Source organism: Hymenobacter ruber, from assembly GCF_054783255.1.
This window is the reverse complement of record NZ_BAAGQX010000004.1, coordinates 1,547,482-1,573,703: the sequence shown is the minus strand read 5'-3', so window position 1 is coordinate 1,573,703 and position 26,222 is coordinate 1,547,482. Positions and strand designations below refer to the sequence as shown.

Sequence of the window (26,222 nt, the reverse complement as noted above, 5' to 3'; positions counted from 1 at the left end):
AGGAATTCTCAAACCGCAAAATGGTCCCGCCGCTGCTGTACCTTGGCGGTCATCGCCTGCTACACTACTTGCCCGTTTGCACGCTGCCCCATGATGCCCAATATCCAACCCCGCTTAGAAAACCAGCAGGTACTGTTGTTGCCCCTGCAGGAAACTGATTTTGCAGCCCTACACACTACGGCTGCAGACCCAAGCATCTGGGAGCAGCACCCAAACAAAGACCGGTGGCGACCGGAGGTATTCCGGACGTTTTTTGACGGAGCGATGCAAAGCCACGGCGCCTTCAAAATTGTAGACAAAGCCACCAATGAAGTAGCTGGCAGCACGCGGTTCTACCGGTATAACGAGGAGGATAACAGCATTCTGATTGGCTACACGTTCTATGCCACCCGCTATTGGGGAAAGGGCTTCAACACCGGAGTGAAGGCACTGATGCTGGATTACATTTACCAGTTTGTCTCGCAGGTATATTTCCACATTGGCGGGCAGAATACCCGTTCGCAAATAGCCATCTGCCGTTTGGGCGCCGAAAAGATTGCCGAGGAGGAAATAGCTTATTTCGGCGAGGCGCCCAAGCTCAACTTTATCTATCGTTTGACTAAAGAAAACTGGATTGCCCGTCAGTAGCGCCCTTCGTCGAACGGTGTGAACTGCATAAAAAAGCCCCCGGCACCAATGGTGCCGGGGGCTTTTTTATGCAGTGCCAAAGGCAATTACTGCGCCACCGGCGCGGGGTAGTTGCGAGCGTCCATCATCTTGGCCAGCTTGCCGCTGATGAGGAACAGAATGGCAGCCGCCGCCGCGGCCGAAACCACGAACACCATGAAGAAATCGTAGAGGTTCGTGATGTGAAAGCCCAGGACTTCCGGCGCGGGGGCCGTCGATTTGGGGTCGGGGTAGAGGCTGCTCATGTAGCCGGCCAGGTAGTTGGCGGCGGCGTTGGCGAGGAACCACACAGCCATCAGCAGCGAAGCAAATTTGGCCGGCGCCAGCTTGTTTACCAGCGAGAGGCCGATGGGCGACAAACACAGCTCGCCCACGGAGTGCAGGAAATAAAGTGCTACCAGGAAGAACATGCTCACCTTCACGCCGGGCTGCAGGTTGTGCACACCGAAGCACATCACGAGGTAGCCAGCGGCGAGGCAGGCCAGGCCGATGGCCATTTTGAGCGGGGATGGCGGCTCGACGCCACGGCGGCCCAGGGCCGTCCAGACCATGGCCATGAGCGGCGCGCCCACCACAACGAAGATGGCGTTGAGGTTCTGGAAAATACTGGCCGGCAGCGTGAAGCCGAAGATGGTGCGGTTCATCTGCTCATCGGCGAAAAAGGTGAGCGAAGCCGGGGCCTGTTCGAATGCGGCCCAGAAGAACACCACGAAGAACGACACGATGAAGATTACCATGATGCCCTTGATGTCGGCCCCGCTCAGGGATTTATCGCTGAAAATCATGTAGGCAATGCCCACCACGGCCACGCCCAGCAGCGGCGCAATGGTGGGGAACTTGGCCGAATCGAGCCACAGAATGCCCAGGATGATGGCCAGCAGCACCGGCAGCAGGGCATAGATGCCCATCACACCGCCCGATTGCACGGGCGTTTCGCCCACCTGCACGCCCTCGGGCGTATGCAGGTATTTGCCCTTGCCCCAGTTAAAAATCACGGTGCCCAGCAGCATGGCGATGCCGCAGGCCAGGAACGCCCAGCGAAAATCGGCCGGGTTGCCGGTGTCGCCGATGAGGCTGGTGATGGTGTTGCCGATGAACGAACCCAGGTTAATACCCATGTAGAAGATGGTGTAGGCCGCGTCCTTGCGCTTGTCGGCCGGGCTGTAGAGGGAGCCCACCATGCTCGAAATATTGGGTTTGAAGAAGCCGTTGCCCACAATCATCACGCCCAGGCCGAGGTACAGCATCCAGTGGCTCAGGGCGTGGGTGTCGGCCGCGCCGTAGTTCGAGGCCGAGAAAAACAGCGTGAACTGGCCCAGGGCCATCAGCAGGCCGCCGGTGAGAATGGAGCGCCGGTTGCCCCAGTACCGGTCCGAGATGAAGCCGCCGATGAGGGGCGTGAGGTACACGAGACTGGTGTAGCCGCCGTAGAATTTGGACGCGAAAGCCTTGTCCATCATCATGGCCTTGGTGAGGAACAGCACCAGCACGGCGCGCATGCCGTAGTAGCTGAACCGCTCCCACATTTCGGTGGCGAAGAGCAGGTACAGCCCGCGCGGGTGGCTCGTGGATTCCGCAGCTAGCGGTTGCTCGGTCTGAGCAGGAATGGTTTGCATTGAGGGAAACTAGGGGTGAGAAATAAGAGGAAATCGGTTGAAAAGCGACGCGCTGCGTTCTTGATGCAATACGGGCACGGTAAATCTAGGAAAGTTTCGGCATTATGAAGCCGGTTGAGCCGCGGCGCGGGCTACAACGTCCGCGCCACTGACCCGCCATCGCTCCGGTACGCCTTCGCCCTATAAGCCCCCGGGGCCATCCCGGTTTGCTTGCGGAAAAACCGCGTGAAATAGCCAGGGTCGACGAATTGTAGCTCGTAGGCTATTTCGGCCACCGAGAGCGAAGTGTACAATAAGTAGTTGTGGGCCCGGCGGATGGTGTGGGCCTGCACAATTTGCTGGGCCGTTTTGCCCTTCACGGCCTGGCAGATACGGTTGAGATGCACCGGCGTAATCTTCAGCTCTTGGGCAAAATCGGAGATTTTCTTCTCGAAGGGTGCCGTGCGCTCGATGGCTTTCTGGAATTCGCGGAAGTAATGCAGGGCACGGTTGGGGCTTTCCTCCTGGCCCCGGCGGTGGTGCAGCAGCCGGAATATTTTCACGAACAGCAGCTTAAAATAACCATTCAGCGCGAGTTGCTTGCCGGGCAGCTCCGAGTTGATTTCCTCGTGAATCTGTTGCTCCAGGGCCGACAAATCGGCAAAGCTGACTTCGGAGTTGAATTCGGATAAGATATGTAACGCGTTGATTTCAACCAGTACGCCGGGTGTTGCTTGCAGAATCGTGTCGAGCAGCGCCTCCGACAGCGTGAGGGTGCGGCCCTTCACCTGCGGGCTAAAGGTGAAGCCGTGCACGGTATTGGCCGGGATGATGACCAGGCAGGGCGTGCGCAGTTCCACCAGCTCGGTGGCCTCGAAGGCGGCGCGGCCGGCTTCGAGAAAAAACAGTTGGAACAGGTTTTCGTGCAGGTGCGGCTTGAGGCCCCAGTCGGTGATGCGCTGGCGGGGCACGATGAGCTGGCTCTGGAGGTAGTCGTGCGAAATCTGGGCCTTGCGGTCGCCGTAGATTCCGTTGTAGCGGGCAATGTCGGTGGCCATGACGGACGAGTTTTTATAGGGACAAAGGGAACCTTGTGAGTAGGCAGAACTACCAGATGATTGAATCATTCCGGCCCGAATGGGCTTGCGGTGCTATCTTTGGCAACATACGGCGCAGCTTGGGCCGTATCAGGTTTGATTTGTCCTGGTAAAGAAACGAATTGTTTCACTACCGGCCCGCCCGGCGATTCTACCTTTGTATCCTCAGCGACGAGAACTCCCACCCCCCAAACTTTCATAGCCATGCAAGAAGCTCCCACCTCTGCCGTCGACGCCCGCAATCGTTTGCAGCCGCTCGGCTTCCGCGAAACCGCCACCGTTCACCTCAACCCGACGCCGGCCGAGCTCATCGAGCACGCCCTGCGCAACGGCGAAGGCCAACTCACCGACGCCGGCGCACTGATGGCCGACACCGGCAAATTCACCGGCCGCTCGCCCAAAGACCGGTTTGTGGTGAAAGACGCCAACACCGAAAACAGCGTGTGGTGGGGCGATATCAACATTCCCTTCGACACCGACAAGTTCGACCAGCTGCACCAGAAAATGGTGGCCTACCTGGCCGACAAGGAGCTGTACGTGCGCGAAGCCTACGCCGGCGCCAACCCCGACTACCAGCTCAAGCTGCGCATCGTGAACGAGCAAGCCTGGCACAACCTGTTTTGCTACAACATGTTCCTGCGCCCCGAACCCGGCGCGGACACCAGCTGGACGCCCGATTTTAGCATCATCTGCGCCCCCGGCTTTGAGGCCGACCCGGCCGTGGACGGCACCCGCCAGCCCAACTTCGCCATCATCAACTTCACCAAGAAGATGATTCTGATTGGCGGCACGGGCTACGCCGGCGAGATGAAAAAGGGCATTTTTGGGGTGCTGAACTACCTCCTGCCCCACGAGCACAATACCCTGAGCATGCACTGCTCGGCCAACGTGGGCAAGGGCGGCGATACGGCCATCTTCTTCGGCCTCTCCGGCACCGGCAAAACGACGCTTTCGGCCGACCCCAACCGCGGCCTCATCGGCGACGACGAGCATGGCTGGACGCCCGATGCCGGCATCTTCAACTTCGAAGGCGGCTGCTACGCCAAGGTGATTGACCTGAGCAAGGAGAAGGAGCCCGAGATTTATGACGCCATCCGCTTCGGCTCCATCGTGGAAAATACGCGCTTCTTCCCCGGCACGCACACCATCGACTACGCCAACAAGTCGGTGACGGAGAACACCCGCACCGCCTACCCCATCAACTTCATTCCCAATGCCATTGAGCCCGGCGTGGCCGATGCACCGAAGAACATTTTCTTCCTCACGGCCGATGCTTTTGGCGTGATTCCGCCCATCAGCAAGCTCGACAAGAGCCACGCCATGTACCTGTTCATGTCGGGCTACACGGCCAAGGTGGCCGGCACCGAAATGGGCGTAACCGAGCCGCAGACCACGTTCTCGGCCTGCTTCGGCGCGGTGTTCCTGCCGCTGCACCCCACCAAATATGCCGAGATGCTGGGCCAGAAGATGGACGAAAACCCGGATATCAACGTATGGCTCATCAACACGGGCTGGACGGGCGGCAGCTACGGCACCGGCCACCGCATGAAACTGCCTTACACCCGCGCCATGATTACGGCTGCCCTAAACGGCCAGCTCGACGACGTGAAATTCACCAAGCACCCCGTGTTTGGCATGATGGTGCCCGGCGCAGTACCCGGCGTGCCCACCGAAATCCTGGACCCGCGCAACACCTGGGCCGACAAGGAAGCCTACGACAAAACGGCGTCGGACCTGGCCGAGAAATTCGTGGAGAACTTTAAGAAATACGCCGACTTTGCCAACGAGGAAATCCTGGCCGGCGCACCGCGCGTGGCGGTAGAAGCCTAAGTTTCCGCAGAAGTTCACTCACCAGAAAGCCCCGTCGGTTGCAGCCGACGGGGCTTTCGCTGTTTTATTGGCGACCATTTGGGCGGCCGCAAGCCTAACCGACCAGCTGCTCGACCGGGATGCGCTGGCCATTTTTAATCAGCCATTCGCTGAAGGTTTGCAGCTCGGGGTTTAGCTCGCGTGAGAAGGCCAGGTTGCGAACTTTGAGGGAATCGTCGGCAAAATCCCGCTGAAATTGGAACATGTTCCCGAGGTCATCGGCTCCGGGAAAGCCCAGGTTGCGGTATTGCTCGGGTGTCAGCTCGTTGTAGGCAATGGGCAGGCCGAATACTTTGGTCATGACATCGGCCATTTGCTGGCCGGTGAGCTGCTCGCCGGCGATGCCAACCGTTTTGCCAATCAGCGCCTTGCCTTTTTTGAAGATGCCCAGCGCGCATTTTCCGATGTCCTCGGCCGCTATGCCCGACAGCTTGCTATTGCCAAGCGGCAAGCTGATGGCCAGCTTGCCGTCTGGTCCCGGCTTCGGCCCCATGCCGAAGTAGATAAAGTTCTCCCAGTAGAACGAGGTGAGCAGGAAGGTCGTCGGCACCTTGAGGTCGGAGAAATAATGGTTGGCGGCCCCTTTGGCATCGAGGTGGGGCACTTTGTACTTGCCCATCAGGGTTGGCATCCGGTTGTCAGACAGCGGAATCCATTTGCGCGAATCTTCCAGCGTCGACCAGATAACGTGTTTCAGACCCGCATCCTTGGCCGCCTGGGCCATGTTATGGGCCTCGGTATCTTCTTTCTCGGGCGAGAAATGCTCCCAGAAAAAGGTCACGCAATACGCGCCGTAAGCGCCGGCCATTGCCCGGCGAATACTCGCCGGGTCGTCGAGGTCGCCGGCCACGACCTGCGCCCCGAGCCGCACCAGTTGCTGCGCCTTGGGCGAATGAATATCGCGGGTGACGGCACGCACAGCGAATTCATCCGAGGGGTCATTTAAAATTGCGCGGACGAGGCCGCCGCCCTGGGCCCCGGTGGCCCCGAAGACGGTGATGAGTTTCTTTTGCATAGCTCAGGCATTTGACAGTGATGAAAAACTGAAAACACCACTAAAATAATTAATATATACTATAATATATTTTTAATACAAGTCATTCCCAGCTTCACTAATGGCTGCTTTTTAGCTTGCATCACGCCCACCGGGGAGAATGGTGGGCCTTTGGAGGAGTTGATATTATTGCCCGTCAGCAGCTTGACAACAGTACAGAATTGACGAATTCGGGACGCTCCCGAAGCTGAAAAATTCTTTCCCAGGCGGGCAAATTGTTTTCCGAATGGCTACTGAACTACCAGCGGCAGGCGTGCGATTTTTCACAGTCCGGCTCAATGAAGGATGCCCTGCAAAGCGGCTTTCGCCCCAACCTGTCGTTCTTTGTGCCATGCATACCTTCTTCGCGCCCGACCTCGCCGGCCCTACCTACACCCTGCCCGAAGACGAGAGCAAGCACGCCGTGCGCGTGCTGCGCCTGGGCATGGGCGACGAAGTGGAACTACTCGATGGCCGGGGCGGACTTTATAAAGCGGCCGTGGCCGATGCCAACCCCAAGCGCTGCCAGCTGCGCATCAGCCATCACGAATCGGTGGCCCCCCGCTCCTACTTCACCCACATTGCCGTGGCCCCCACCAAAAACCTCGACCGTATGGAGTGGTTCGTGGAAAAGGCCGTGGAAATTGGCGTGGAGCGCATCAGTTTCCTGCGCTGCGCCCGCTCCGAGCGCCGCGAGCTGAAGCTGGAGCGCCTGGAGAAAATTGCTATAAGCGCCTTGAAACAGTCTGGCCAAGCGTGGCTGCCGCAGCTGGACGAGCTGCAGGATTTCGCGGCATTTGTGGCCCAGGCTGTGCCCGAAACCACGTTTATTGCGCACCTAGAAGAAGGCGAGCGCACAGCACTGGCGCAGGTAGCCGGGGCCGGGCCGGGCTGCTGCGTGCTCATCGGGCCGGAAGGGGATTTTACGCCGCAGGAAATCGCGCTGGCACTGGCCAAGGGCATCCGGCCGGTCACCCTCGGCAATTCGCGGCTGCGCACGGAAACGGCGGCGCTGGCGGCGGTATTCACAGCCCACATCGGCCGCTAATCCCGCTAGCCCTGCGGCTCAATGTGAATCAGGACGTGGCCGAGCTGCGGCAGCTTGCTGCGCAGGGTGTCCTGGAGGTGATGCGCGATTTCGTGGCCTTGCCGCACGGTAATATCCCCGCTGACGTTGGCGTGCAGGTCGACGTGGTACTGCATCCCGGCTTTGCGAATGAAGCATTTTTCGGTGCCGCGCACGCCCTCCACCGTGAGGGCAACAGCTCTGATTTCCAGCACCAAATCATCATAGACGTGCTCATCTAGGATTTCGCCCAGCGCGGGCCGGAAAATCTGGTAGCTGTTGTAGAGAATGAAGCCGGAGGCGAACAGGGCGGCCCAATCATCGGCCGACTCATATCCTTTGCCTAATACCAATGCGATGGAAATACCGATTAACGCCGCTACCGACGTAATGGCGTCGCTGCGGTGGTGCCAGGCATCGGCTTTGAGCGAGGAGCTGTTGGTTTCCTCCGCCTTCTTCATCACCGTGCGGAAGGAAATTTCCTTCCAGATGATGATGCCGACGAGAATGCCCAGTGTCCAGGCTTTGGGCAGGGCGTGCGGCGTGCCAATGTTCTGAATGCTTTCGTAGGCGATAATCGTGGCCGAGGTTATCAGAAAGCCCACCACCAGAAACGTTATCAGCGGCTCGATGCGGCCGTGGCCGTAGGGATGGTTTTTGTCGGCGGGCCGGCTGGCGTACTTGATGCCGAATAGCACCAGCAACGACGCAAAAATATCGGTCGTAGATTCGATGGCATCGGCCACCAGGGCGTAGGAATTGCCGAAGAATCCGGCCAGCCCTTTAATCAGGGCCAGACTGGTATTGCCGGCAATGCTGAAATACGTGGCTTTAACGGCGGTTTCCTCGTTGGTCATAAATCGGGCAAAGCATCAGGGACGCGTTATTTCAGGTAATACGTCTGCATGAACTGCTCGGCTTCTTTTTCGTCGGCCACGCATTCATTGCAGAACGTTCCTCTGCCGTTGACCGGTCCTTCGTACTCCCAGGCAAAGTTATTGGGCGTCTGGCCGGTAGCACTCACCGCGAGCAGCGTGCCGTTCGGAATCACGGACAGCACATTCCCATTGGCAAACCGCACCCTGAAGCCCGGCTTGCCATTAAGCTGCGTTTTGCCAAGGTATTTCACCGTGACTTCCTTGCGGTCAGGCCCGTAGGAATAATAAATATCCGTGCGCTTACCGGCTTTCGCCCAGAAGCTGAGGTGCTCGTAGCTGACCGTGCCCGGTGTTCCATAGGAATAGGACGCAACTTTGGTTGGCGCGCTTTTGGTTTGGGCGCTGGCCGAGGCTCCGGTCAGCAGCGCGGCGGTGATGGCAAAGAGCTGGACCTTCATGGTCAAACGGGTAAAGTTCGAGAAGTGTAGGTAGTGGCCCCACCGCGGCGGATGGCTGCACGGTGGCGTTTACTAACCCAAGCGCTTAAATGTTGTCCTTCAGCAGCTGCCGGATGGCGGCCAGATGCGCCAATAATACCAACGGCACCACGCAGCCCGGCAACCACACAAACGGGAAATGCAGAATGGCCACGTTGGGCTGCTCGAAGGCAAACCGCTGCAGCGGCGTGGGCGCCGACAGCAGCGCATTGACCACGATATTGAGCAAAGAAAACAAGCCGAGCACATTCCAGACAAGCAGCCCACGCCGGCCCAATCCCGGTTTATGAAAGGCAAAATACCACACGATGGGAGCCGTAAGGCCCGCCAGAATATCCCAGTTGCGGCCTTCGAAGGTCATCAGCTGCGGCACGGCTTTCTGCAGAAACAGACCGAACAAAACCAGCTCGACGGGGAGCCGGACCGCGTGGAGCAAGGTCATAATTTCCAAGCGCAACCCGTCGAGCCAGCGCCGCCCGCCCGCCGTCGCAAACAGCGCCGCAATCAGGAGCAGCGGCGGCCCCAGCAGCAGCGCCAGCAGCGGCGGCAGCGTGTTGCTGACGGTGTAAAAACCGCTCAGGCCCACCGCGCCCTGCACCAGCAGCCACGCCAGCAGCAGCAGCAAAACGCGCCCGGAGCGGTGCGCGGCAACGTAAAACAGCCAAACGGCGAGGCCCGTGGTCAGGCCGAAAATGAGGCTGATGAGCGTGGTGTTGGGGAGCGTATGCATGGCCGGCCGGGTTGGTTTTTGGTACGCCACAAAGGAACTGACAGCCCTTCCGGCCCGGCTTGCCAAATGGCAAGAAATGCGGCCCGCCGGTTATTTCGGCGGGTTTCCTTTCCGAATGCGGCTCAGCGAGGTGTCGGTGATGCCCAGGTAGGAAGCCACGGTTTTGAGGGGTGCGTGCTGCAGGATTTCGGGGCTGGCGCGCAGCAGACTGGCGTAGCGGACAGCGGCGGGCTCGGTTATCATCGCCAGCATGCGGCTTTTGAGGGCCGCATAGCCGCGTACGAGCACCGCCCGGCCGAACTCCCGGAACTCGGGCCGGGCGTGAAACAGCGCATTCAATTGCTGGTGGGTGATGGCCCAGCCGGTGCAGTCGGTGAGGGCCTGGATGTATTCCTGCGAGGGCGTGCGGTTGAAAAACGAGGCCACCTCGAATACAATCTGGCCGCTGGCGTAGAAGCCGGTGGTCATGTCGTTGCCGTCGGTGTCGTAGGCAAAGGCGCGCATGAAGCCACTGTCCAGAAACAGGTAGTCGTCGCTCACCTTGCCGGCCCGCAGCAGGAAATCGTGCTTGCCGATGGCCTTCGGGACAAAGACACTGGCAATGTCTTCGGCCTGCGCGGTGCTGATGGGGCCCATGGTCTGAAAAAAATGGGTGAGCTTCTCGTTCTTCATGAATCCTATTCAAATCGCGGCCGGCCGTGGCAACGAATATAGGCGCGAAGCAGGCGGGGTGGCTACATTGCGCCCCCGGTGCCCGTCGTGCTTCCCCAAGGCCCGAACTTTACGATTCCGTCTGCCATTATAAAGCGGGCGGGGTTGGCCTGCCCACTTGATTTATGCTGAAATACCTGCTTTTATCTGCTTCGCTGCTGCTCTCGGCCGCTGCGCCCGCGCCCAGCTTTCGCATTGCCAAGCTGCACTACGGCGGCGGGGGCGACTGGTACGCCAACAAAACCTCGCTGCCCAACCTCATCAGTTTCTGCAATCAGGCGCTGAAAACCAACATCGCGCCCGACGAAGCCACCGTGGAGCTCGACGCGCCGGAACTGCTCTCCTACCCTTTCATTCACATGACCGGGCACGGCAACGTGAGTTTTACCGCCGCCGAGGCCAAAAACCTGCGCCAGTACCTCACGGGTGGCGGTTTCCTGCACATTGATGACAATTACGGGCTCGATAAATTCATCCGACCCGAGATGAAAAAGGTGTTTCCCGAGCTGGAGTTCGTGGAACTGCCCTACTCCCACCCGATTTACCACCAGAAATATCAGTTTCCCAAGGGCTTGCCCAAAGTGCACGAGCACGACGGCAAGCGCGCCCAGGGCTTTGGGCTGGTGTATAAGGGCCGGCTGGTGTGCTTTTATACCTATGAATGCGACCTGGGCAACGGCTGGGAAGACGTGGGCACCTACCCCGAAGACTCGCCAGCCGTACACGACGCGGCCCTGCGCATGGGGGCCAACTTGGTGAGCTATGCCCTGACTCAGGACTAAGCAAAACCGTAGCGCCGCGCCCGCTGGCCTATTTTCGTCCTGCCAACGTTACTTTTCACTATGTCCCACCCTCCGGAAAGTTCGGCTATTCTGCCGCGCCTTCGTTTAGAAACCAGACCTTTTCACGATTCTGTGGAGCAAAACCCGTTCAACGTGGCCCTGAGCGCGGGCACGGTGACGGCTGCCGACACGGCCCGGTTCCTGGCCAAAATGCACGGTTTTTTGGAACCGTATGAGGCGCAGTTGCAGGCTCATGCCGCCGCCTTCGGTCCGGCCTGGCAGCTCGACCAACGCTACCGCGCCCCCCTGATTCTGGAGGATTTGGCGCGGTTGGGCCACCATGCCGCACCGCCGCGGTACCCCGCGCTGCCGCCGCTGAGCACCCGCGCCCAGCTGCTGGGGGCCATGTACGTGTTCGAAGGCTCCACGCTGGGCGGGCAGGTGATTGCGCGGCAGCTCGATAAGGCGGGCATTGCCGCGCACGCCTTTTTCACGGGCCGGGCCGAGCGCACCGGGCCGCTCTGGAAGGTCTTCTGCCAGCAGCTGACCGAAGCCGCCGAAACCGGCCACGACGACCCGACCGCCATTGTGGCCTCGGCCGTTCACACTTTTCAAGCATTATCCGAATGGCTAAATCAGCCCTGAAAAACTTTACCGACGAAAGCCTGCTTGGCCAGCCCATCACGCTCAACAACTGCGACCGGGAGCCCATCCACATCCCCGGCCTGATTCAGCCCTACGGCTTTTTGCTGTGCCTCGATGAGCAAAGCCGCCGCGTGGTGCAGGCCAGTGCCAACACCCTCGCGCTGCTGGGCATGGCTCCCGAAACCCTCATCGGGGCCAGCCTGGGCACTGTGCTGGAGCCCGAGCAACTGCTGGAAGTGGAGCGCGTGTGGGCCAAGCTGGGGCCAGAAGGGCGGCTGCTGGGCATCCGCCTGGGCCGGGTAACGGGCCAGCCTTTCTACAAGCTCATTCTGCACCGCTACGACGGCTTGCTGTGGGTGGAAGGCGAACCGCTGGCCGACACCAGCGTGAGTGTGCTCGATTTGCCCGCCCTTAACATGAGCCTGGGGCGCCTGCTCACGGCCGAAAGCGTGCTGGAGTGCTGCCAAGTAGCGGCCGAGCAGGTGCGCACCATCACGGGGTTCGACCGGGTGGCCATTTACCGTTTTGCCCCCGACGACAGCGGAGAAGTCATTGCCGAGGACGTGCGCGAAGACCTGCCCACCTGGCTGGGCATGCACTACCCCGCCACCGATATTCCGAAGCAGGCCCGGGCCATGTACCTCAAAAACTGGCTCCGCTTCATTCCCAATGCCCGCTACGCGCCCGTGCCGCTGGTGCCCACCGTTGCGCCCGGAGCCAGCCGGCCGCCGGATATGACGTACTCGGTGCTGCGCAGCGTGTCGCCCATTCACCTCGAATACCTGCACAATCTGGGCTCGGAGGCCACGATGACCATTTCGCTCATTCAGGACGGGCGGCTGTGGGGCATGATAACTTGCCACCACCAACGCCCGCGCCTGGTGAGCTACGAGCTGCGCGACCTGTGCCAGTTTCTGGGCAAAACCGTTTCGGCGCTGCTCAAAAGCAAGGAGCAGCAGGACGAGCAGGCCTACCGCCTGCGCATCCGCGAGGCCCAGATTGGGTTGTTTGACCTGGTAGCGACCCAGGCCAATTTCATGGATGGCCTGCACAAATTCTCCCCCAGCCTGCTGCATGTGCTGGACTGCAGCGGCGCGGCCATTTGCTTCGATGGGGAAGTTATTACCCTGGGCCACACGCCCAAGCCTCGCCAGATTGAGGAGATTGTGGAATGGCTGCGCGGCCACAATTCGAGCGACCTTTTTGTCACCGACTCCTACGCGCAGCTCAACCCGGCCGGCAAGGCCATTCGGAGCACCGCCAGCGGCATTCTGGCTGTGGCGCTGGACCGCGAGGCGGGCGAATACCTGTTTTGGTTCCGGCCCGAGCAGCTGCAAACCGTGACCTGGGCCGGCCGCAACGAAAAAAACCAGACCACCGCCGACGGCCAGATTTTTCTTTCGCCCCGGCAGTCGTTTGAGGCCTGGAAGCAGACCGTGGAGGAAACCTCGGCCCCGTGGCTGCCCCTCGAAATTGAGGCCGCCCAGGAAATCCGCCTGCACATTGCGGACATCCGGCTCAAGGTGTTCAACGAGTTGCAGGCCAAGGCCATCAGTCTGGTCCGCCTCAACACCGAGCTGGAGCGCAGCAACGACGAGCTGGACTCGTTTGCCTACGTGGCCTCGCACGACTTGAAAGAGCCCCTGCGCGGCATCCACAATTACTCGCTGTTCCTGCTGGAAGACTACGCCGAGCAGCTCGATGCCGAGGGCGTGAGCAAGCTCCAGACCCTGGTGCGCCTCAGCCAGCGCATGGAAGCCCTGATTGAGTCGCTGCTCCAGCTCTCGCGCGTGGGGCGCGTAGATATGCCCCTGGAGGCCGTAAACCTGAACGCCGCGCTGACCGATATTCTCGACCTGCTGCACCCCCGCCTGGAAGAAACGCACACCACCGTGGCCGTGCCCAGCCCCCTGCCCACCGTGCGCTATAATCTTACCTCGGCGCACGAAGTCTTCAACAACCTGCTGACCAACGCGCTGCGCTACAACAACCACGCCGAGAAGCACGTTACCATAGGCGTGGCCCCACCCGAAATTCGCGGCCCGAAAGGGACCGGAAATCCGACCGACTTTACCGTTATTTACGTACAGGACAACGGCATCGGCATCGACCCGAAGCACCACGAAAACATCTTCAAAATATTTAAGCGCCTGCACGCGCAGGACAAGTACGGCGGCGGTACCGGGGCCGGCCTGGCCATTGCCCGCAAAATGGTGGAAAAACTCGGCGGCGAGCTGTGGGTTGATTCCACCGTTGGCAAGGGGGCTACGTTCTATTTTTCGCTTCCCAATAATCTATAATTCAATGAACCCCAGCGCCCTAATTCCCATTCTCGTGGTGGAAGACAGCATGGAGGACTTTACGGCCCTGAGCCGGGCCTTCCGCAAAAACGCGGTGCCCAACCCCGTGCTGCGCTGCGAAGACGGCGACCAGGCCCTCGAGTACCTCAAGGGCTACGGCAAGCACCCGGAATACCCCAGCCAGCTGCCCGTCATCATCATGCTCGACCTCAACATGCCCGGCACCGACGGCCGTGCCGTGCTGGATGTGCTGAAAAATGACCCTGCCCTGCACACCATTCCGGTCATTGTGTTCACCACTTCGTCTAACAGAACCGACATTGCCGAATGCTACCGCCTGGGGGCCAACAGCTACCTCACCAAGCCCATTGGCTACGCCGAGCTGGAGGAAAAAGTGCGTCTGATTATCCGTTATTGGCTGGAGGCTTCCGAGCTTCCGCTGGCTGGCTAAACACTTGTGAAGCGAATACTAATCATTGACGACAATCCCGAAGACCGGATGCTGTACCGGCGTTTTCTGGGTCAGCAGACTGGTTTTCAGCGCTTGGAAATAGTAGAGGCCTCATCGGGGGCCGATGGGCTGGCGCAATTTCGGGCGCAGCAGCCCGACTGTGTGCTGCTCGATTACAACCTGCCCGACACCGACGGCCTGGACCTGCTGGAAGCGTTGCGCAACCTGGCCCCGCCCGATACGCTGTGCGTGGTGATGATAACCGGCGGCGGCAACGAGGCCCTGGCCGTGCGGGCCCTCAACTCCGGTGCCCTCGACTACTTGGTAAAGCAGCAGTTCGACCGCGAGCTATTGAACAAAACGGTACTGCACGCCATCGAAAAAAATGAGTGGCGGCAGTATGTCTCCCGCTACCACGGCGAGCTGCAGGGCGTGAACCGCGAGCTGCGCGACTCGCTGGCCGAGCTCACCGAAATCCGACAGGAGCTGCACGAGAAAAACGCCCAGCTTAGTGCCGCCAACCAAGAAATCGGCGCCCGAAACCGCCTGCTGGCCCGCACCAACCAAGACCTTGACAACTTCGTGTACGCGGCCAGCCACGACCTGCGCCAGCCCCTCGACAACCTGCGCGGCCTCTTCGACGAGCTGCGCCGCACCGCCACCTTTCAGGACCCCGATGAAGCAGTCGTGATGCGCTTGCTGGAGGACTCGCTGCACAGCCTGTCCACCACCATCACCGACCTGGCGGCCGTGGTGCAGGAGCAGCGCAGCCCCGGCGAGCAGGCTGCCGAGCAGGTCGCGTTTGATAGCCTGGTAGCCGACGTGCTGAAGGCCCTGCGCCCGCAGTTGGTGGCTACCGAAGCCCAGGTTGATACTGATTTTCACGGTTTACCAACTCTGCGCTATGTGCGCAGCAACCTGCGCACCCTCCTCATCAACCTACTGGGCAATGCCCTCAAATACCGTCATCCAGACCGCGCGCCTCACATTCAGGTGCACACCTATGAGGCCGATGGCTGCCCGGTGCTTGAAGTGCGCGATAACGGCCTGGGCATGAACTTGGACCGCTACGGCTCCGAGCTATTTCAGCTGTTCCGGCGCTTCCACCCGCAGGCCGGCGAAGGCACGGGCGTGGGCCTGTTCCTCGTCAACCGGCTGGTGCAGTCCGAGGGCGGCCACATTGCCGTCGAAAGCGAAGAAGGCCAGGGAACGGTGTTCCGGGTTTATCTGCACGGCAATCGTGGCAATTGCTAGTGCCCTGATTATAGGCTAAATAAAGTACACTTAAAGCCGTTCGGCCCGAAAAACCTATCCAAGCACGGGCAGGTTTTTCGGGCCGAACGGCTTTCTTGACTAAATCCTTAGCGCACGCCCTGCTCAGGAAAGCGGCCGGATTTGGTGCGGTAAAATGCTTTGATTTTGGCTTCATCGGCCTCGTAATCACCGGTAGGCCACACAGCTTCGCCGATGCCGGCTTCCTTTTTTGCATAGTCCAGGTACCCCAGCCGGATGGGCACGTGCGCGCCCAAGGCGGCAAAATAGTAGCCCTTGCGCCAGCGCGGCTGGTAGGCCCGCGTGCCCTCCGGCGTGATGAGAATCACCAGTTCCTCGTGCTCATCAAACAGCTTCACCATGCCATCCACGAGGCTGTTGTTTTTGCTGCGGTCCACGGCCAGGCCACCGATGGCCTTCACCAGCCAGCCCAACGCCCAGTTTTCGGTCCACTCCTTTTTCACGGTGAAGCGCACGGGCACGCCCATCAAGTAGAAAGCGGCCCGGGCCAGGATGATGTCCCAGTTGCTGGTGTGCGGGGCCGCAATCATCATGCTTTTCTTGATGTCGGGGTTGTGAATCTCGCCCAGGTGCCAGCCAGCCACGCCGAACACGAGCTTGGCCATGGCATACCAGAATGGGGATTTCGAACGAGCAGACTCAGGAGACATCAGTGTAGTAACGCAAGGATAAATGGATAAAACGGCCAAAACAGCGACGCAACTGTTCGGTTCCAAATCAATGGGAGTGCAAAGATGGGCAATTGGTCCAGAATAGCATTCAGGAGCCCACCTACGACTACAACAGCGCCTGCAAAGCCTCGGCCTGCCCCATCGCGTAGCGGTAGCCGATGTCGAACAGCTCGGGGCCGCGCTTGTAGCTCAGGGGGCGGTAGTGGCGCAGCTCGGGCGGCTCCAGCAGCAGGTCGCACTGGCTTTTGCGGGCCGCCGTGTTGGCGTTGATGGCCAGGTGCAGCGTGCGCTCGATGAGGCGGCGGAAGGTCGGAATGCGGGCTTCGGGGTTGATGGGGTTGCAGTGCACGCCCACCACGCGCAGGTTGGTTTGGCCCAGCAGCGGTTCCACGGGCAGGTTGTTGAGCAGGCCGCCGTCCACCAGCTGCCGGCCCTGGTACTCCACCGGCCGGTAAATTATCGGCACCGCCGACGAAGCCAGCAGCGGCGGCAGCAGCGCCCCCGAATTGAAATATACCGACTCTCCCACCATCAAATCCGTGGCTACCAGCGTCAGCGGCCGGCTCAAATCCTCAAAATTGACCGTGCTGCCCAGGTGTCGGGCCAGCAGCTGCTCCACCGCGTCGAGATGCAGCAACCCAAACCGACTGAACGCCGGCCGCGTCAGCCGAAACACATTAGTGCCCAGCAGCAGCCGCAGAATCTCCCGCGGCGCAAAGCCCGCCGCGTAAAACACGCTGGCAATGGCTCCCGAACTCACGCCCGCCAGCTGCGCCACCGGCAACTGCAATTCGTCGAGCGCGGCCAGTACGCCTAGGTGCGCAATCCCCCGCGCCCCGCCCCCTGATAATGCCAACCCAAGCTGCGGATTGGCGGGTTGGTGGATTGGCGGATTGGTGGGTTGTAAAGGAGGCTGCACGTTATTATCTATCGGTGTTTACCCTGATACGTTTTTCCCGCTATTGCGCCACTTCACTATTCCACCAACTCACAAATCCGCCACGCGCAGGGTCTGGTCCAGGCGCACGCCTTTGTCGGTCAGGGCCACGGTGCAGGCTTCGTTGGTGGGGTCGTGCTCCAGCAGCAGTACCCAGTTTTCTTCGGCGGCACGGCGCAGCACGGCTTCTTTTTCGGGCATCGTGAGGAGCGGGCGCACATCGTAGCTCATCACATAGGGCAGCGGAATATGGGCGGCGCTGGGCAGCAAATCGGCCATAAAAGCCAATGTGTGGCCTTTATAATCCAGCACGGGCACCATCATTTTCTCGGTATGTCCGTCGGCCAGAATTATTTCGCGGAACTGCGGCAGCGCATCGGGCACGCCTTTTTGCAGGTCGACAAACTTCAAATGCCCGCTTTCCTGAATCGGCAGAATGTTCTCCTTCAGAAAGCTGGCTTTCTCGCGCGGGTTGGGCGTTACGGCCCAATCCCAGTGCGCCTCGTTGCTCCAGTAGGTGGCATTGGGGAAGGCCAGCTGCAACGCTCCATCGGGCCGCCGCTGCACCGAGCCGCCACAATGGTCGAAGTGCAGGTGCGTCAGAAAAACGTCGGTAATATCGGCACTGGTGAAGCCCAGCTTGCGCAGCGACTTTTCCAGCGTGTCGTCGCCGTGCAGGTAAAAATGGCCCCGAAATTTCTCGTCCTGCTTGTCGCCAATGCCGTTGTCAATGAGCAGCAGCCGGCCGCCGTCCTCAATCAGCAGGCAGCGCATGGCCCAGGTGCACATGTTGTTGGCATCGGGCGGGTTCAGCTTCTGCCACATGCTTTTGGGCACCACGCCAAACATGGCGCCGCCATCAAGCTTGAAAAGGCCGGTATCGAGGGTATGAATAGTCATATGGGTATGGGGGTGGGAGGTATGGGAGTATGAAGGGCAATTATACGCTAGTATTCCAACTCCTGCCTTCCTAACCCCATACCCTTCTGCCCTAACCTACTCCACCACCACGCCCATGGCCGAAAACTTGTCAATGCGTTGCGAAATCCGGTCTTCCACCAAAATCGCGCTCAGCTCCTTCAGCGTCTTGAGCAGCGTGCTTTTCAGCGTTTCAATCATGCGCTCGGGGTCGGTGTGAGCTCCGCCCAGCGGCTCTTTCACAATGCCATCGACCAAGCCGGCCGATTTCATGTCCGTGGCCGTGAGCTTAAGCGCCTCGGCCGCCTGCTCCTTATAGTCCCAGGAGCGCCACAGAATGCTGCTGCACGACTCGGGCGAAATAACAGAGTACCAGGTATTTTCCAACATTAGCACCCGGTCGCCGATGGCTATACCCAGCGCCCCGCCGCTCGCGCCCTCGCCAATAATGACGCAGATAACCGGCACCTTCAGCATAAACATCTCCTTGAGGTTGCGGGCAATGGCCTCGCCCTGCCCCCGTTCTTCGGCCTCCAGGCCGGGAAATGCGCCGGGCGTGTCAATCAGCGTCACCACTGGCACGTTGAACTTCTCGGCCAGCTTCATCAGGCGCAGGGCCTTGCGATAGCCTTCAGGGTTGGGCATGCCGAAGTTGCGATACTGCCGCTGCTTGGTATTATGGCCCTTCTGCTGGCCGATGAACATGACGGTCTGCCCGTCAATCTCGCCGAAGCCGCCCACCATGGCCTTGTCGTCGCTCACGGTACGGTCGCCGTGCAGCTCCACGAACTTTTCGGCCATACCTTCTATGTAGTCTAAGGTATAAGGCCGCTCTGGGTGGCGCGAAAGCTGCACCCGCTGCCAGCGCGTGAGGTTGGCGTAGGTTTCCTTTTTGAGGTCTTTGATGCGTTTTTCCAGCGCCGCGACGGCTTCGCCTACTTCCACGTCGCTGTCGGCAGCGAGTTTCTGCATTTCAAGAAGCTTGCCTTCGAGGGCGGCGATGGGTTGTTCAAAATCGAGGAGCATGAGCGGCGAATGGCTTGGCAAGTGAGTAGGAAGGCGAAAATAGCGGGTAGCAGCGGTCTAAACAGGGCTTGTGCCCGCCACCACTGGCCCTAAATGCCGTGGGCACGGCGGTTGGCAAAGGTAAAACATCTGCCGTTGCGGTAGCGTCAGAAAAATAATCAGACTGATAAACAACTCCCAAGCTCCAAAACGAGTCATATTCGAGAAAAATATTGGCCCCATCCTTGCGGTTGGCAATTTCTTTCCCCTACCTTTGTGTCACCAAAGCGGAAAAGCACACGGCTTCTCCACTTGAGACAAACGGTTTGGTAGTTCAGTTGGTTAGAATGCCGCCCTGTCACGGCGGAGGTCGCGGGTTCGAGTCCCGTCCAGACCGCAACTGTTTGTCGAAAAGGCCGTTTCCCATACGGAAACGGCCTTTTTATTTCTCTATTACGACAAGGCAAGATTTTGTCAGTTTGTTTTGTCGGCTTAATTCTGGAACAGCATTCGGCTTTTCCTCAAGACAAACGGTTTGGTAGTTCAGTTGGTTAGAATGCCGCCCTGTCACGGCGGAGGTCGCGGGTTCGAGTCCCGTCCAGACCGCTACCGTTTGCTAAAAAGGCCATTTCCTTACCGGAGATGGCCTTTTTTTATTGTCCAAGCGACAAAGTGCATTGCATAATAAAAAGTCCCTCTGCCACTGAGTGCCCGCCATGCAGATTGCCTACTCCAACCATGAATGCAATACTTAGGCATGGGCTTTTATGATGATGTTTTCCCCGCCTAATGAATAATTGACATGGTTTGTAATAGGTATACTGTGTGAACAGTATGGGTTAGTCCGTGTAAAAATGCGGCGGAGGCATGAGGCCGAAATGGGTTTGATTGCGGATTAGAATTCTAGCAGCGCAGGTTTTCAGCATCGCGGGAGGCCGATGAGCGAACGCGAGGGTGCGTCCTCGGTTTACTTACCAACAGGTCAAAAACTATAACAATTGGATTGATTCCTAACCTTCCGCGATAGTTGGGGTAGCCAACCGTTATAGCATTTGACTTGTTATTTATAGCGCATTATTGCATAACAGAAAAATATAGAGCCTCAACAACCAGCGCGTTCCGGGTATATAATATGCTATCCTGGCCGGCTCCGGTCATAGGCCATTTTTTAACTGAAGGCAATTCAATACTCTGTTTGAAATTTATAATTATCGGTTTGATTCGTGATTTCCAGGCAAGGTGAAGCGCCGGACTTTTGTCTTACCGAAAGTCATGGAATTACGCACCATCGTGCTGCGACTCAAAGTAAGCTACAGTACCAGCGGTGCTATAGAAACTGTCAGGGGCGACGTCGGAAGATGGCACTCTTAATAAATTATATAACAGGAACTTATGCAGAATACAACTTTAAATAACGGGGTAAAAATGCCAATCCTCGGCTTTGGCGTTTACCAGATACCCGATGCCGCCGAGTGTGAAGCCAGCGTGCTTGAAGCCCTTCGCGCCGGCTACCGCCTGCTTGATACCGCCGCGGCCTATGGCAACGAGGAAGCCGTGGGCAACGCCATTAGGAAAAGCGGGGTGCCGCGCGAAGAGCTGTTCATTACCACCAAGCTCTGGATTTCGGATGCGAGCTATGAAAAGGCCAAACCGGCGTTTGAAAGCTCACTGCAAAAGCTCCAGCTTGATTACCTGGATTTATACCTTATCCACCAGCCTTTCGGTGATGTGTACGGGGCCTGGCGGGCGATGGAAGAACTTTACCAGGCCGGCCGCATCAAGGCCATTGGCGTGAGCAACTTTCCGCCCGACCGGGTGATGGACTTCATCGTGCACCAGAAGGTGGTCCCGGCGGTGAACCAGATTGAAACCCATCCCTTCCAGCAGCAGGTGAAAACGCAGCAATTCTTAGCAGAAAACGGGGTACAGATTGAGTCGTGGGGGCCATTTGCGGAAGGACGCAACAACATGTTTACCAACGAGCTACTGCTGGCACTGGCCACTAAATACGGCAAGAGCGTTGCGCAGATTATCCTACGCTGGCTCACGCAGCGCGGCGTGGTTGTGATTCCCAAATCGGTGCGCAAAGAGCGAATTGTGGAGAACTTCAACGTCTTCGACTTCGAGCTGAGCACCGAGGATTTGGCGGCGATTGGGACGCTTGACACCGGAGCTAGCGTATTCTTCGACCACCGCGACCCCAAAATTGTGAAGTGGCTGGGGGAACTGGCCCGCAAGTAGCGGCAGCCCATTTCTCCTTTTATTACATTATCTAACAACCCATTCTCATATGGAAAAGCGCAAATTGGGCCCTGATGGTCTTGAAGTATCGGCTCTGGGCCTGGGCTGCATGGGCCTGACGTTTGGTTACGGCCCTGCCACTGATGCCACCGAAGCAACCAGACTCATCCGGGCGGCTGTAGACTTGGGTGTGACCTTCTTCGACAGCGCCGAAGCCTACGGCGAGGCCAATGAAATACTGGTGGGCCGTGCCCTGGCCCCGGTGCGCCACCAGGTGGTGATTGCCACCAAGTTCGGCTTTCAGGAGGGCAGCTCCACGAAGGGCCTGGATAGCAGCCCGGCGCGCATCCGGCTGGTGGCCGAGCAGTCGTTGAAGCGCATGGGTACTGACCGGATTGACCTGTTTTACCAGCACCGCCCCGACCCGAATGTGCCCATCGAAGACGTGGCCGGCACGGTCCGCGATTTGATTGCGGAAGGCAAGGTGAAGCATTTTGGCCTCTCGGAGGCGGGGGCCGACACTATCCGCCGGGCACACGCCGTGCAGCCGGTCACGGCCTTGCAGAGTGAGTACTCGCTGTGGTGGCGACAGCCGGAGCAGGAAATTGTGCCGCTGCTGGAGGAGTTGGGCATTGGGTTTGTGCCGTTCAGCCCGCTGGGCAAGGGTTTTCTGACGGGCAAGATTGACGAAAATACGCAGTTTGACAAGTCGGATTTCCGCAATATTGTGCCGCGCTTCACGCCCGAAGCCCGCAAGGCCAACCAGGCGTTGGTAACCTTGCTGGGCGGCATTGCCCAAAGCAAAAATGCCACCCCGGCGCAGATTGCGCTGGCCTGGCTATTGGCGCAAAAGCCCTGGATTGCCCCTATTCCCGGCACCACCAAGCTGCACCGCCTCGAAGAAAACCTCGGCGCCGCCAAGCTGGAATTATCGGCCGACGACCTGACGCGAATTGAAGCGGCGGCGGCCAGAATCACGGTGCAGGGTGACCGGTACCCTGCGCACTTACAGCAGCGCGTGGGCCGCTAAGAATGGCGGTGGCCGGAGACGTTGAATTCGCGCGGCCCGGAAACGCTAACTGACGTGGTTCGGAAAGCCAGCGCTACCCCGTCATGGACCAGGAAGCGGCCCGCCACGGCGAAATCATCGTGGTGACCATCCCGCCGAAAAATATTCATGACCTTCCCAAAGACCCGTTTGCGAACGTACCCGCCGACGTGCCCGCCATCCTACGGGGCCGATATGCCCGCCAACAAGCTGCGCGAGTTACCAGCCTGGGCACCGAGCGCACGGCGGAGCAGCATGCCGATTACCTGGCCAATCATGCCAAGCAGCAAGCAGGAACAAGAAATGATGAGCCAGTTCCAACAGTCATCGTCGGCCGAATAACCCATACGGCGAACGCCGCTTACCGGCGGCGGCATCGTACACCAAAGAGCCGTGGCCAATGCTGCGGCTTTTTGGCGTACGATGCGGAACTAACGAAGCCGCTACCGTTTTCAGCCTGCGCCGGAGCGCACCACGTATTTAGCACGTATTTTATTGAGATTGATTTACTTTCAGTTCTGCCATGAACCCCAATACCGCTTCTCCCACCCCCCAAATCAGTACCCACCAGGATTTGAGCGCCCAGGAATTGCAGCTGAAAGGCTTTAAGGCATACGAAGTCGACACGGCCGTAAACCCCGGCCCGACCTACCGTCGCCGCGACTTCTACAAGGTGGCCCTGGTGACCAGCCACTGCACCGTGCACTACGCCGACCGTAGCATTGAGCTAAACGGCACCTGCCTGATGTTTGCCAACCCGCACATTCCGTATTCTATCGAGTTGCACGCTCCACGGCTGACGGGTTTCTCCTGCCTGTTCACCGAGGCCTTTATGAAGGAAAACGACCGGTCAGAAAGCCTGCACCAGTCGCCGTTATTCAAAGTTGGGGGTACGCCCATTTTTCCCCTGAACCCGGAGCAGGCCACCCACGTCAGCGGCATCTTTCAGAAGATTCTGGCTGAGCAAGGCACCGATTATGTGTTCAAAAACGATTTGATTCGCACTTACATTCAGCTTCTTATTCACGAAGCGCTGCGCATGCAGCCCGCATCGGCCTTCCTACAGCACAAGAATTCGGCGGCCCGCATAACCTCCCTGTTCCTGGAGCTACTGGAACGGCAGTTTCCCATTGAAACCCCTGAAAAGCCCCTGCTGGTGAAAACCGCCCAGGACTTTGCCCAGCCGCTCGCCATCCACGTCAACCACCTAAACCGGGCCGTGAAGGAAGTGACAGGCAAGCCCACCACGGCCCACATTGCCGAGCGCGTTATCAGCGAAGCCAAGGCGCTGCTGCACCACACCGACTGGGACGTGGCCGCCGTCGGCTACGGCTTGGGCTTCGAGTATGCTTCCTACTTCAACATCTTTTTCAAGAAGCACACCGGCAGTACGCCGCTGGCTTTTCGCAAGGCTGTTTGATTGATAAAAGCATTGGTTTGAATCCGACTATCTGCAACCTTGCCCGCTCATTGCCCATCACGCCGGGTAAGTTACTGAAGGTGCTGAAGCGGATGGTTGTCTGAAAGGAATTGGTGGCATCTGGTTGAAAGCCCGGACATGGCCCCACTCCCGTCACGGAGTAGGGCCATTTTTTTCACAAGGGTGGTTCTGCCCGCAGCCGGCTTTGCCGTTTGGGGCGAGCGTGGGATAGCGCGTGTCGTTTGCGTATTTCGCGGAGTGAACCTTGCAATCCGAGCATGAAAAACCTGCTGCTATTCCTGTTGCTGCCTTTGTTCAGCCACCACCAGCTCAGCGCCCAGACCAGCGCCGCGCCGGCCGGGCGTGTAGTCGTCACCTACCTCGACTCGAAGCTGCTGCGCAATAACCCCGGCGGCGAAAACCCACGCCGCCGCGTGAGCGTGTACCTACCCGCTGGCTACGATGCCAGCCCGCTGCAGCGCTACCCCGTGCTTTACTACCTGCACGGCTTCACCTGGAACGACAGCCTGATTTTCAACAAAGACGGCATGAAGGACCTGCTCGACCAAGCCATTGCCGAGAAGCAAATTCGCCCCATCATCATGGTGGTGCCCAATGAACAGACGCGCTTCGGCGGCAGCTGGTACGTGAACTCTGCCACCAACGGCCCGTGGGCCGATTTCACGGCCAGGGAGCTGGTGAGCTTCATCGACCAGCAGTTTCGGACGCTGGCCCGGCCCGGCAGCCGGGGCTTGGCCGGGCACTCCATGGGCGGCGGAGGCACGCTGCGGCTTGCCCTGCAATATCCTGGGCCATGGGCAGCGGCCTACGCCCTGAGCCCGGCTTTGGTGGGGCCGCACCCCAGCTACCTGCCCGGCCCGGGCCTGCCCGTGGCCCTGCGCGCCACCGGCCCGGCGGGCCTGCAAGGCAGCCACCCCGCGCAGTCCACGGTGGCGGTGGCCCGGGCCTTCTCGGCCAACCCGAAGGCGTTGCCGTTTGGGGCCGATTTGCCCGGCTCGCTGGGGGCCGACAGCCTGGTCCGGCGCGATGCCGCACTCACGCGCTGGGTGGCGGCCACTCCCACCTACCTGCTGCCCACGCACACCGCCAGCCTGCGGCAGCTGCGGGCGCTAGCCTTCGATTGGGGTGCGCAGGACGAGGTGCTCCACATTCCGCCCACCTGCCGCACGTTCAGCCAGTGGCTCAGTTCCTATGGTATCCACCACACGGCCGAAGAATACGAGGGCACCCACGGCAGCCGCATCATGGGCCACGACGGGCGCATGTTCCAGCACGTACTGCCGTTTTTCGATAAGCACCTGGATTTTTAGCCATGTAAAATCCCTGCTTCTTTGAATCAATTCCCTTTCCAAGTATGCTTATGCGTTACCTGAACACCCTGTTTCTGCTGCCTATCGTTGCGCTACATCTTTCTACCGCGCAAGCGGCTCGGCCGCCGAAGAAGCCCGTGGTCATCCTGTTTGTGGGCAACAGCTTTTTCCATGGGGCCAAGGCACCGGTGCTCAACTACAACGCGGCGGCCATCACCGATGAGAACTTCACGCCCAACCGCCAGGGCCAGCGCCGCCAGATGTACGTGAACGAGCCCGGCCCCTGGGGTGGCGTGCCCGGCATCTTCAAAAAGCTGGCCGATGAAGCCGGACTTAACTATGAGGTGCACATTGAAGCCGTGAGCGGCCAAACTCTGAAGTTTCACTACGACAGCGCGTTGGCCATCATCCGACAGCCACGCTGGGACCGGGTGATGATGCACGACCTCAGCACCGGGCCGCTGCCCAGCCGCCACGGCGGCCAGCCCGAGCGCTTCCGGGAATATGCCACCAAACTGGAGCAGGCCATTCACGCCGCCAACCCTGCTGCCCGCGTTTACTTCTACCAGACCTGGGCCGGGGCATCCCTCACCTACCCGCCCGGTGCCACCTACGCCGGCTTGCCCATCGACTCGATGACTGCCGACCTGCATACCGCTTATTACAGCTTGGCCCGGCGCAATGGGCGCATCGCGGGCGTGGCCCCGGCCGGCGATGCCTGGTTGCGTGCCATGCACGGGGGCGTGGCCATGAGCAATTCCTACGCCCCCGAGCCCGATAAAATAAACCTCTGGGAAGCCGACCACCGCCACCCCAGCAAGTGGGGCGCTTACCTCAACGCCTGCGTGGTTTTCGGCGAAATGACGGGCCGCGACCCGCAGGCTTTCGGCCCTACCGAGCAGGCGGCCGCCGACTTAGGAATTACGCCTGCGCAAGCCACGGCCCTGCAACGCGTGGCTGCCGAACAACTGAAAGCCGCCGGCCAGAAGCTGAGCCGCAAAGGACGGCGAAATTAGCTTTTTGAGAAACTGAAGCTTT

25 protein-coding genes and 2 tRNA genes are annotated in these 26,222 nt (G+C 59.4%); 16 read left to right on the top strand and 11 right to left on the bottom strand.

Going from position 1 to position 26,222, the window contains the following annotated elements; translation table 11 throughout:
* Positions 1 to 42: 42 nt before the first annotated feature.
* The gene (locus tag ACYVM5_RS17280; protein ID WP_460619347.1) at positions 43 to 627 is read left to right on the top strand and encodes a GNAT family N-acetyltransferase; all 585 of its coding nucleotides are present in this window, start codon (positions 43 to 45) and stop codon (positions 625 to 627) included.
* Between the two features lie 86 nt (positions 628 to 713).
* On the opposite strand, the gene ACYVM5_RS17275 is transcribed toward ACYVM5_RS17280, so the two are convergent.
* Positions 714 to 2,282 (bottom strand): peptide MFS transporter, encoded by a 1,569-nt coding sequence (locus ACYVM5_RS17275; protein WP_460619346.1) that lies wholly within the window; start codon positions 2,280 to 2,282, stop codon positions 714 to 716.
* A 131-nt stretch (positions 2,283 to 2,413) separates the two neighbouring features.
* A complete protein-coding gene (locus ACYVM5_RS17270; RefSeq protein ID WP_460619345.1) occupies positions 2,414 to 3,319 on the bottom strand; it encodes an AraC family transcriptional regulator in 906 nt (301 codons plus the stop codon).
* A gap of 243 nt (positions 3,320 to 3,562) precedes the next feature.
* On the opposite strand from ACYVM5_RS17270, the gene pckA reads away from it, so the two are divergent.
* Complete coding sequence (pckA, locus tag ACYVM5_RS17265; protein ID WP_460619344.1) at positions 3,563 to 5,188, top strand: phosphoenolpyruvate carboxykinase (ATP); 1,626 nt, start codon at positions 3,563 to 3,565, stop codon at positions 5,186 to 5,188.
* Positions 5,189 to 5,282: 94 nt separating this feature from the next.
* On the opposite strand, the gene ACYVM5_RS17260 is transcribed toward pckA, so the two are convergent.
* Positions 5,283 to 6,242 (bottom strand): NmrA/HSCARG family protein, encoded by a 960-nt coding sequence (locus tag ACYVM5_RS17260; protein WP_460619343.1) that lies wholly within the window; start codon positions 6,240 to 6,242, stop codon positions 5,283 to 5,285.
* A gap of 370 nt (positions 6,243 to 6,612) precedes the next feature.
* On the opposite strand from ACYVM5_RS17260, the gene ACYVM5_RS17255 reads away from it, so the two are divergent.
* Positions 6,613 to 7,308 (top strand): RsmE family RNA methyltransferase, encoded by a 696-nt coding sequence (locus ACYVM5_RS17255; protein ID WP_460619342.1) that lies wholly within the window; start codon positions 6,613 to 6,615, stop codon positions 7,306 to 7,308.
* Between the two features lie 5 nt (positions 7,309 to 7,313).
* On the opposite strand, the gene ACYVM5_RS17250 is transcribed toward ACYVM5_RS17255, so the two are convergent.
* The 4 genes from ACYVM5_RS17250 to ACYVM5_RS17235 form a co-directional block, all read right to left on the bottom strand.
* Positions 7,314 to 8,183: a cation diffusion facilitator family transporter gene (locus ACYVM5_RS17250; protein WP_460619341.1), complete on the bottom strand. Its 870-nt coding sequence runs from the start codon at positions 8,181 to 8,183 to the stop codon at positions 7,314 to 7,316.
* Between the two features lie 26 nt (positions 8,184 to 8,209).
* Positions 8,210 to 8,662, bottom strand: coding sequence for a hypothetical protein (locus ACYVM5_RS17245; protein WP_460619340.1), 453 nt, complete (start codon positions 8,660 to 8,662; stop codon positions 8,210 to 8,212).
* 85 nt (positions 8,663 to 8,747) lie between these two features.
* Positions 8,748 to 9,431, bottom strand: a complete 684-nt coding sequence (locus ACYVM5_RS17240) for a hypothetical protein (protein ID WP_460619339.1) — start codon at positions 9,429 to 9,431, stop codon at positions 8,748 to 8,750.
* Between the two features lie 90 nt (positions 9,432 to 9,521).
* Positions 9,522 to 10,103, bottom strand: a complete 582-nt coding sequence (locus ACYVM5_RS17235) for a Crp/Fnr family transcriptional regulator (RefSeq protein ID WP_460619338.1) — start codon at positions 10,101 to 10,103, stop codon at positions 9,522 to 9,524.
* Positions 10,104 to 10,267: 164 nt separating this feature from the next.
* Here ACYVM5_RS17235 and ACYVM5_RS17230 point away from each other — a divergent pair, with 164 nt between their 5' ends.
* Genes ACYVM5_RS17230 through ACYVM5_RS17210 form a run of 5 tightly spaced genes read left to right on the top strand, consistent with a single transcriptional unit; the run spans position 10,268 to position 15,574 of the window.
* Positions 10,268 to 10,924 carry a DUF4159 domain-containing protein gene (locus ACYVM5_RS17230; RefSeq protein ID WP_460619337.1) on the top strand — a complete coding sequence of 219 codons (657 nt, stop codon included), beginning with the start codon at positions 10,268 to 10,270 and terminating at the stop codon, positions 10,922 to 10,924.
* A gap of 60 nt (positions 10,925 to 10,984) precedes the next feature.
* On the top strand, positions 10,985 to 11,569 hold the full coding sequence (locus ACYVM5_RS17225; RefSeq protein ID WP_460619336.1) for a biliverdin-producing heme oxygenase: 585 nt from the start codon (positions 10,985 to 10,987) through the stop codon (positions 11,567 to 11,569).
* Positions 11,551 to 13,869, top strand: coding sequence for an ATP-binding protein (locus ACYVM5_RS17220; protein WP_460619335.1), 2,319 nt, complete (start codon positions 11,551 to 11,553; stop codon positions 13,867 to 13,869). Before ACYVM5_RS17225 ends, ACYVM5_RS17220 begins: the two co-directional genes overlap by 19 nt.
* A 4-nt stretch (positions 13,870 to 13,873) precedes the next feature.
* Positions 13,874 to 14,320, top strand: a complete 447-nt coding sequence (locus ACYVM5_RS17215; RefSeq protein WP_460619334.1) for a response regulator — start codon at positions 13,874 to 13,876, stop codon at positions 14,318 to 14,320.
* A 6-nt stretch (positions 14,321 to 14,326) separates the two neighbouring features.
* A complete protein-coding gene (locus ACYVM5_RS17210) occupies positions 14,327 to 15,574 on the top strand; it encodes a sensor histidine kinase (RefSeq protein WP_460619333.1) in 1,248 nt (415 codons plus the stop codon).
* A 107-nt stretch (positions 15,575 to 15,681) separates the two neighbouring features.
* Here ACYVM5_RS17210 and ACYVM5_RS17205 read toward each other — a convergent pair whose 3' ends face one another.
* From ACYVM5_RS17205 to ACYVM5_RS17190, 4 genes are all read right to left on the bottom strand, one after another.
* Positions 15,682 to 16,218, bottom strand: a complete 537-nt coding sequence (locus ACYVM5_RS17205; protein WP_460619332.1) for a lysophospholipid acyltransferase family protein — start codon at positions 16,216 to 16,218, stop codon at positions 15,682 to 15,684.
* Between the two features lie 172 nt (positions 16,219 to 16,390).
* Positions 16,391 to 17,140: a patatin-like phospholipase family protein gene (locus tag ACYVM5_RS17200; protein WP_213019032.1), complete on the bottom strand. Its 750-nt coding sequence runs from the start codon at positions 17,138 to 17,140 to the stop codon at positions 16,391 to 16,393.
* A 132-nt stretch (positions 17,141 to 17,272) separates the two neighbouring features.
* On the bottom strand, positions 17,273 to 18,121 hold the full coding sequence (locus tag ACYVM5_RS17195; RefSeq protein WP_460619331.1) for an MBL fold metallo-hydrolase: 849 nt from the start codon (positions 18,119 to 18,121) through the stop codon (positions 17,273 to 17,275).
* A gap of 96 nt (positions 18,122 to 18,217) precedes the next feature.
* Positions 18,218 to 19,165, bottom strand: coding sequence for an acetyl-CoA carboxylase carboxyltransferase subunit alpha (locus ACYVM5_RS17190; protein ID WP_460619330.1), 948 nt, complete (start codon positions 19,163 to 19,165; stop codon positions 18,218 to 18,220).
* Positions 19,166 to 19,467: 302 nt separating this feature from the next.
* Between ACYVM5_RS17190 and ACYVM5_RS17185 the strand changes: the two genes are divergently transcribed.
* From ACYVM5_RS17185 to ACYVM5_RS17150, 8 genes are all read left to right on the top strand, one after another.
* A tRNA-Asp gene (locus tag ACYVM5_RS17185) sits at positions 19,468 to 19,541 on the top strand.
* A gap of 135 nt (positions 19,542 to 19,676) precedes the next feature.
* A tRNA-Asp gene (locus ACYVM5_RS17180) sits at positions 19,677 to 19,750 on the top strand.
* Positions 19,751 to 20,569: 819 nt separating this feature from the next.
* A complete protein-coding gene (locus ACYVM5_RS17175) occupies positions 20,570 to 21,385 on the top strand; it encodes an aldo/keto reductase (RefSeq protein ID WP_460619329.1) in 816 nt (271 codons plus the stop codon).
* A gap of 49 nt (positions 21,386 to 21,434) precedes the next feature.
* Positions 21,435 to 22,415 carry an aldo/keto reductase gene (locus ACYVM5_RS17170; RefSeq protein WP_460619328.1) on the top strand — a complete coding sequence of 327 codons (981 nt, stop codon included), beginning with the start codon at positions 21,435 to 21,437 and terminating at the stop codon, positions 22,413 to 22,415.
* A gap of 83 nt (positions 22,416 to 22,498) precedes the next feature.
* Positions 22,499 to 22,960: a hypothetical protein gene (locus ACYVM5_RS17165; RefSeq protein ID WP_460619327.1), complete on the top strand. Its 462-nt coding sequence runs from the start codon at positions 22,499 to 22,501 to the stop codon at positions 22,958 to 22,960.
* A complete protein-coding gene (locus ACYVM5_RS17160; RefSeq protein ID WP_460619326.1) occupies positions 22,957 to 23,853 on the top strand; it encodes a helix-turn-helix domain-containing protein in 897 nt (298 codons plus the stop codon). The genes ACYVM5_RS17165 and ACYVM5_RS17160 overlap by 4 nt, the downstream gene beginning before the upstream one ends.
* Before the next feature lie 278 nt (positions 23,854 to 24,131).
* The gene (locus ACYVM5_RS17155; protein ID WP_460619325.1) at positions 24,132 to 25,184 is read left to right on the top strand and encodes an alpha/beta hydrolase; all 1,053 of its coding nucleotides are present in this window, start codon (positions 24,132 to 24,134) and stop codon (positions 25,182 to 25,184) included.
* 50 nt (positions 25,185 to 25,234) lie between these two features.
* Positions 25,235 to 26,200, top strand: coding sequence for a hypothetical protein (locus ACYVM5_RS17150; protein WP_460619324.1), 966 nt, complete (start codon positions 25,235 to 25,237; stop codon positions 26,198 to 26,200).
* Positions 26,201 to 26,222 lie beyond the last annotated feature (22 nt).

Excerpts from the sequence above, each read along its gene's own strand:
- ACYVM5_RS17275 (WP_460619346.1), bottom strand. The coding sequence starts at position 2,282 with ATGCAAACCATTCCTGCTCAGACCGAGCAACCGCTAGCTGCGGAATCC.
- ACYVM5_RS17270 (WP_460619345.1), bottom strand. The coding sequence starts at position 3,319 with ATGGCCACCGACATTGCCCGCTACAACGGAATCTACGGCGACCGCAAG.
- pckA (WP_460619344.1), top strand. The coding sequence starts at position 3,563 with ATGCAAGAAGCTCCCACCTCTGCCGTCGACGCCCGCAATCGTTTGCAG.
- ACYVM5_RS17260 (WP_460619343.1), bottom strand. The coding sequence starts at position 6,242 with ATGCAAAAGAAACTCATCACCGTCTTCGGGGCCACCGGGGCCCAGGGC.
- ACYVM5_RS17255 (WP_460619342.1), top strand. The coding sequence starts at position 6,613 with ATGCATACCTTCTTCGCGCCCGACCTCGCCGGCCCTACCTACACCCTG.
- ACYVM5_RS17250 (WP_460619341.1), bottom strand. The coding sequence starts at position 8,183 with ATGACCAACGAGGAAACCGCCGTTAAAGCCACGTATTTCAGCATTGCC.
- ACYVM5_RS17245 (WP_460619340.1), bottom strand. The coding sequence starts at position 8,662 with ATGAAGGTCCAGCTCTTTGCCATCACCGCCGCGCTGCTGACCGGAGCC.
- ACYVM5_RS17240 (WP_460619339.1), bottom strand. The coding sequence starts at position 9,431 with ATGCATACGCTCCCCAACACCACGCTCATCAGCCTCATTTTCGGCCTG.
- ACYVM5_RS17235 (WP_460619338.1), bottom strand. The coding sequence starts at position 10,103 with ATGAAGAACGAGAAGCTCACCCATTTTTTTCAGACCATGGGCCCCATC.
- ACYVM5_RS17230 (WP_460619337.1), top strand. The coding sequence starts at position 10,268 with ATGCTGAAATACCTGCTTTTATCTGCTTCGCTGCTGCTCTCGGCCGCT.
- ACYVM5_RS17225 (WP_460619336.1), top strand. The coding sequence starts at position 10,985 with ATGTCCCACCCTCCGGAAAGTTCGGCTATTCTGCCGCGCCTTCGTTTA.
- ACYVM5_RS17220 (WP_460619335.1), top strand. The coding sequence starts at position 11,551 with ATGGCTAAATCAGCCCTGAAAAACTTTACCGACGAAAGCCTGCTTGGC.
- ACYVM5_RS17215 (WP_460619334.1), top strand. The coding sequence starts at position 13,874 with ATGAACCCCAGCGCCCTAATTCCCATTCTCGTGGTGGAAGACAGCATG.
- ACYVM5_RS17205 (WP_460619332.1), bottom strand. The coding sequence starts at position 16,218 with ATGGCCAAGCTCGTGTTCGGCGTGGCTGGCTGGCACCTGGGCGAGATT.
- ACYVM5_RS17195 (WP_460619331.1), bottom strand. The coding sequence starts at position 18,121 with ATGACTATTCATACCCTCGATACCGGCCTTTTCAAGCTTGATGGCGGC.
- ACYVM5_RS17190 (WP_460619330.1), bottom strand. The coding sequence starts at position 19,165 with ATGCTCCTCGATTTTGAACAACCCATCGCCGCCCTCGAAGGCAAGCTT.
- ACYVM5_RS17175 (WP_460619329.1), top strand. The coding sequence starts at position 20,570 with ATGCCAATCCTCGGCTTTGGCGTTTACCAGATACCCGATGCCGCCGAG.
- ACYVM5_RS17170 (WP_460619328.1), top strand. The coding sequence starts at position 21,435 with ATGGAAAAGCGCAAATTGGGCCCTGATGGTCTTGAAGTATCGGCTCTG.
- ACYVM5_RS17165 (WP_460619327.1), top strand. The coding sequence starts at position 22,499 with ATGGACCAGGAAGCGGCCCGCCACGGCGAAATCATCGTGGTGACCATC.
- ACYVM5_RS17160 (WP_460619326.1), top strand. The coding sequence starts at position 22,957 with ATGAACCCCAATACCGCTTCTCCCACCCCCCAAATCAGTACCCACCAG.
- ACYVM5_RS17155 (WP_460619325.1), top strand. The coding sequence starts at position 24,132 with ATGAAAAACCTGCTGCTATTCCTGTTGCTGCCTTTGTTCAGCCACCAC.
- ACYVM5_RS17150 (WP_460619324.1), top strand. The coding sequence starts at position 25,235 with ATGCGTTACCTGAACACCCTGTTTCTGCTGCCTATCGTTGCGCTACAT.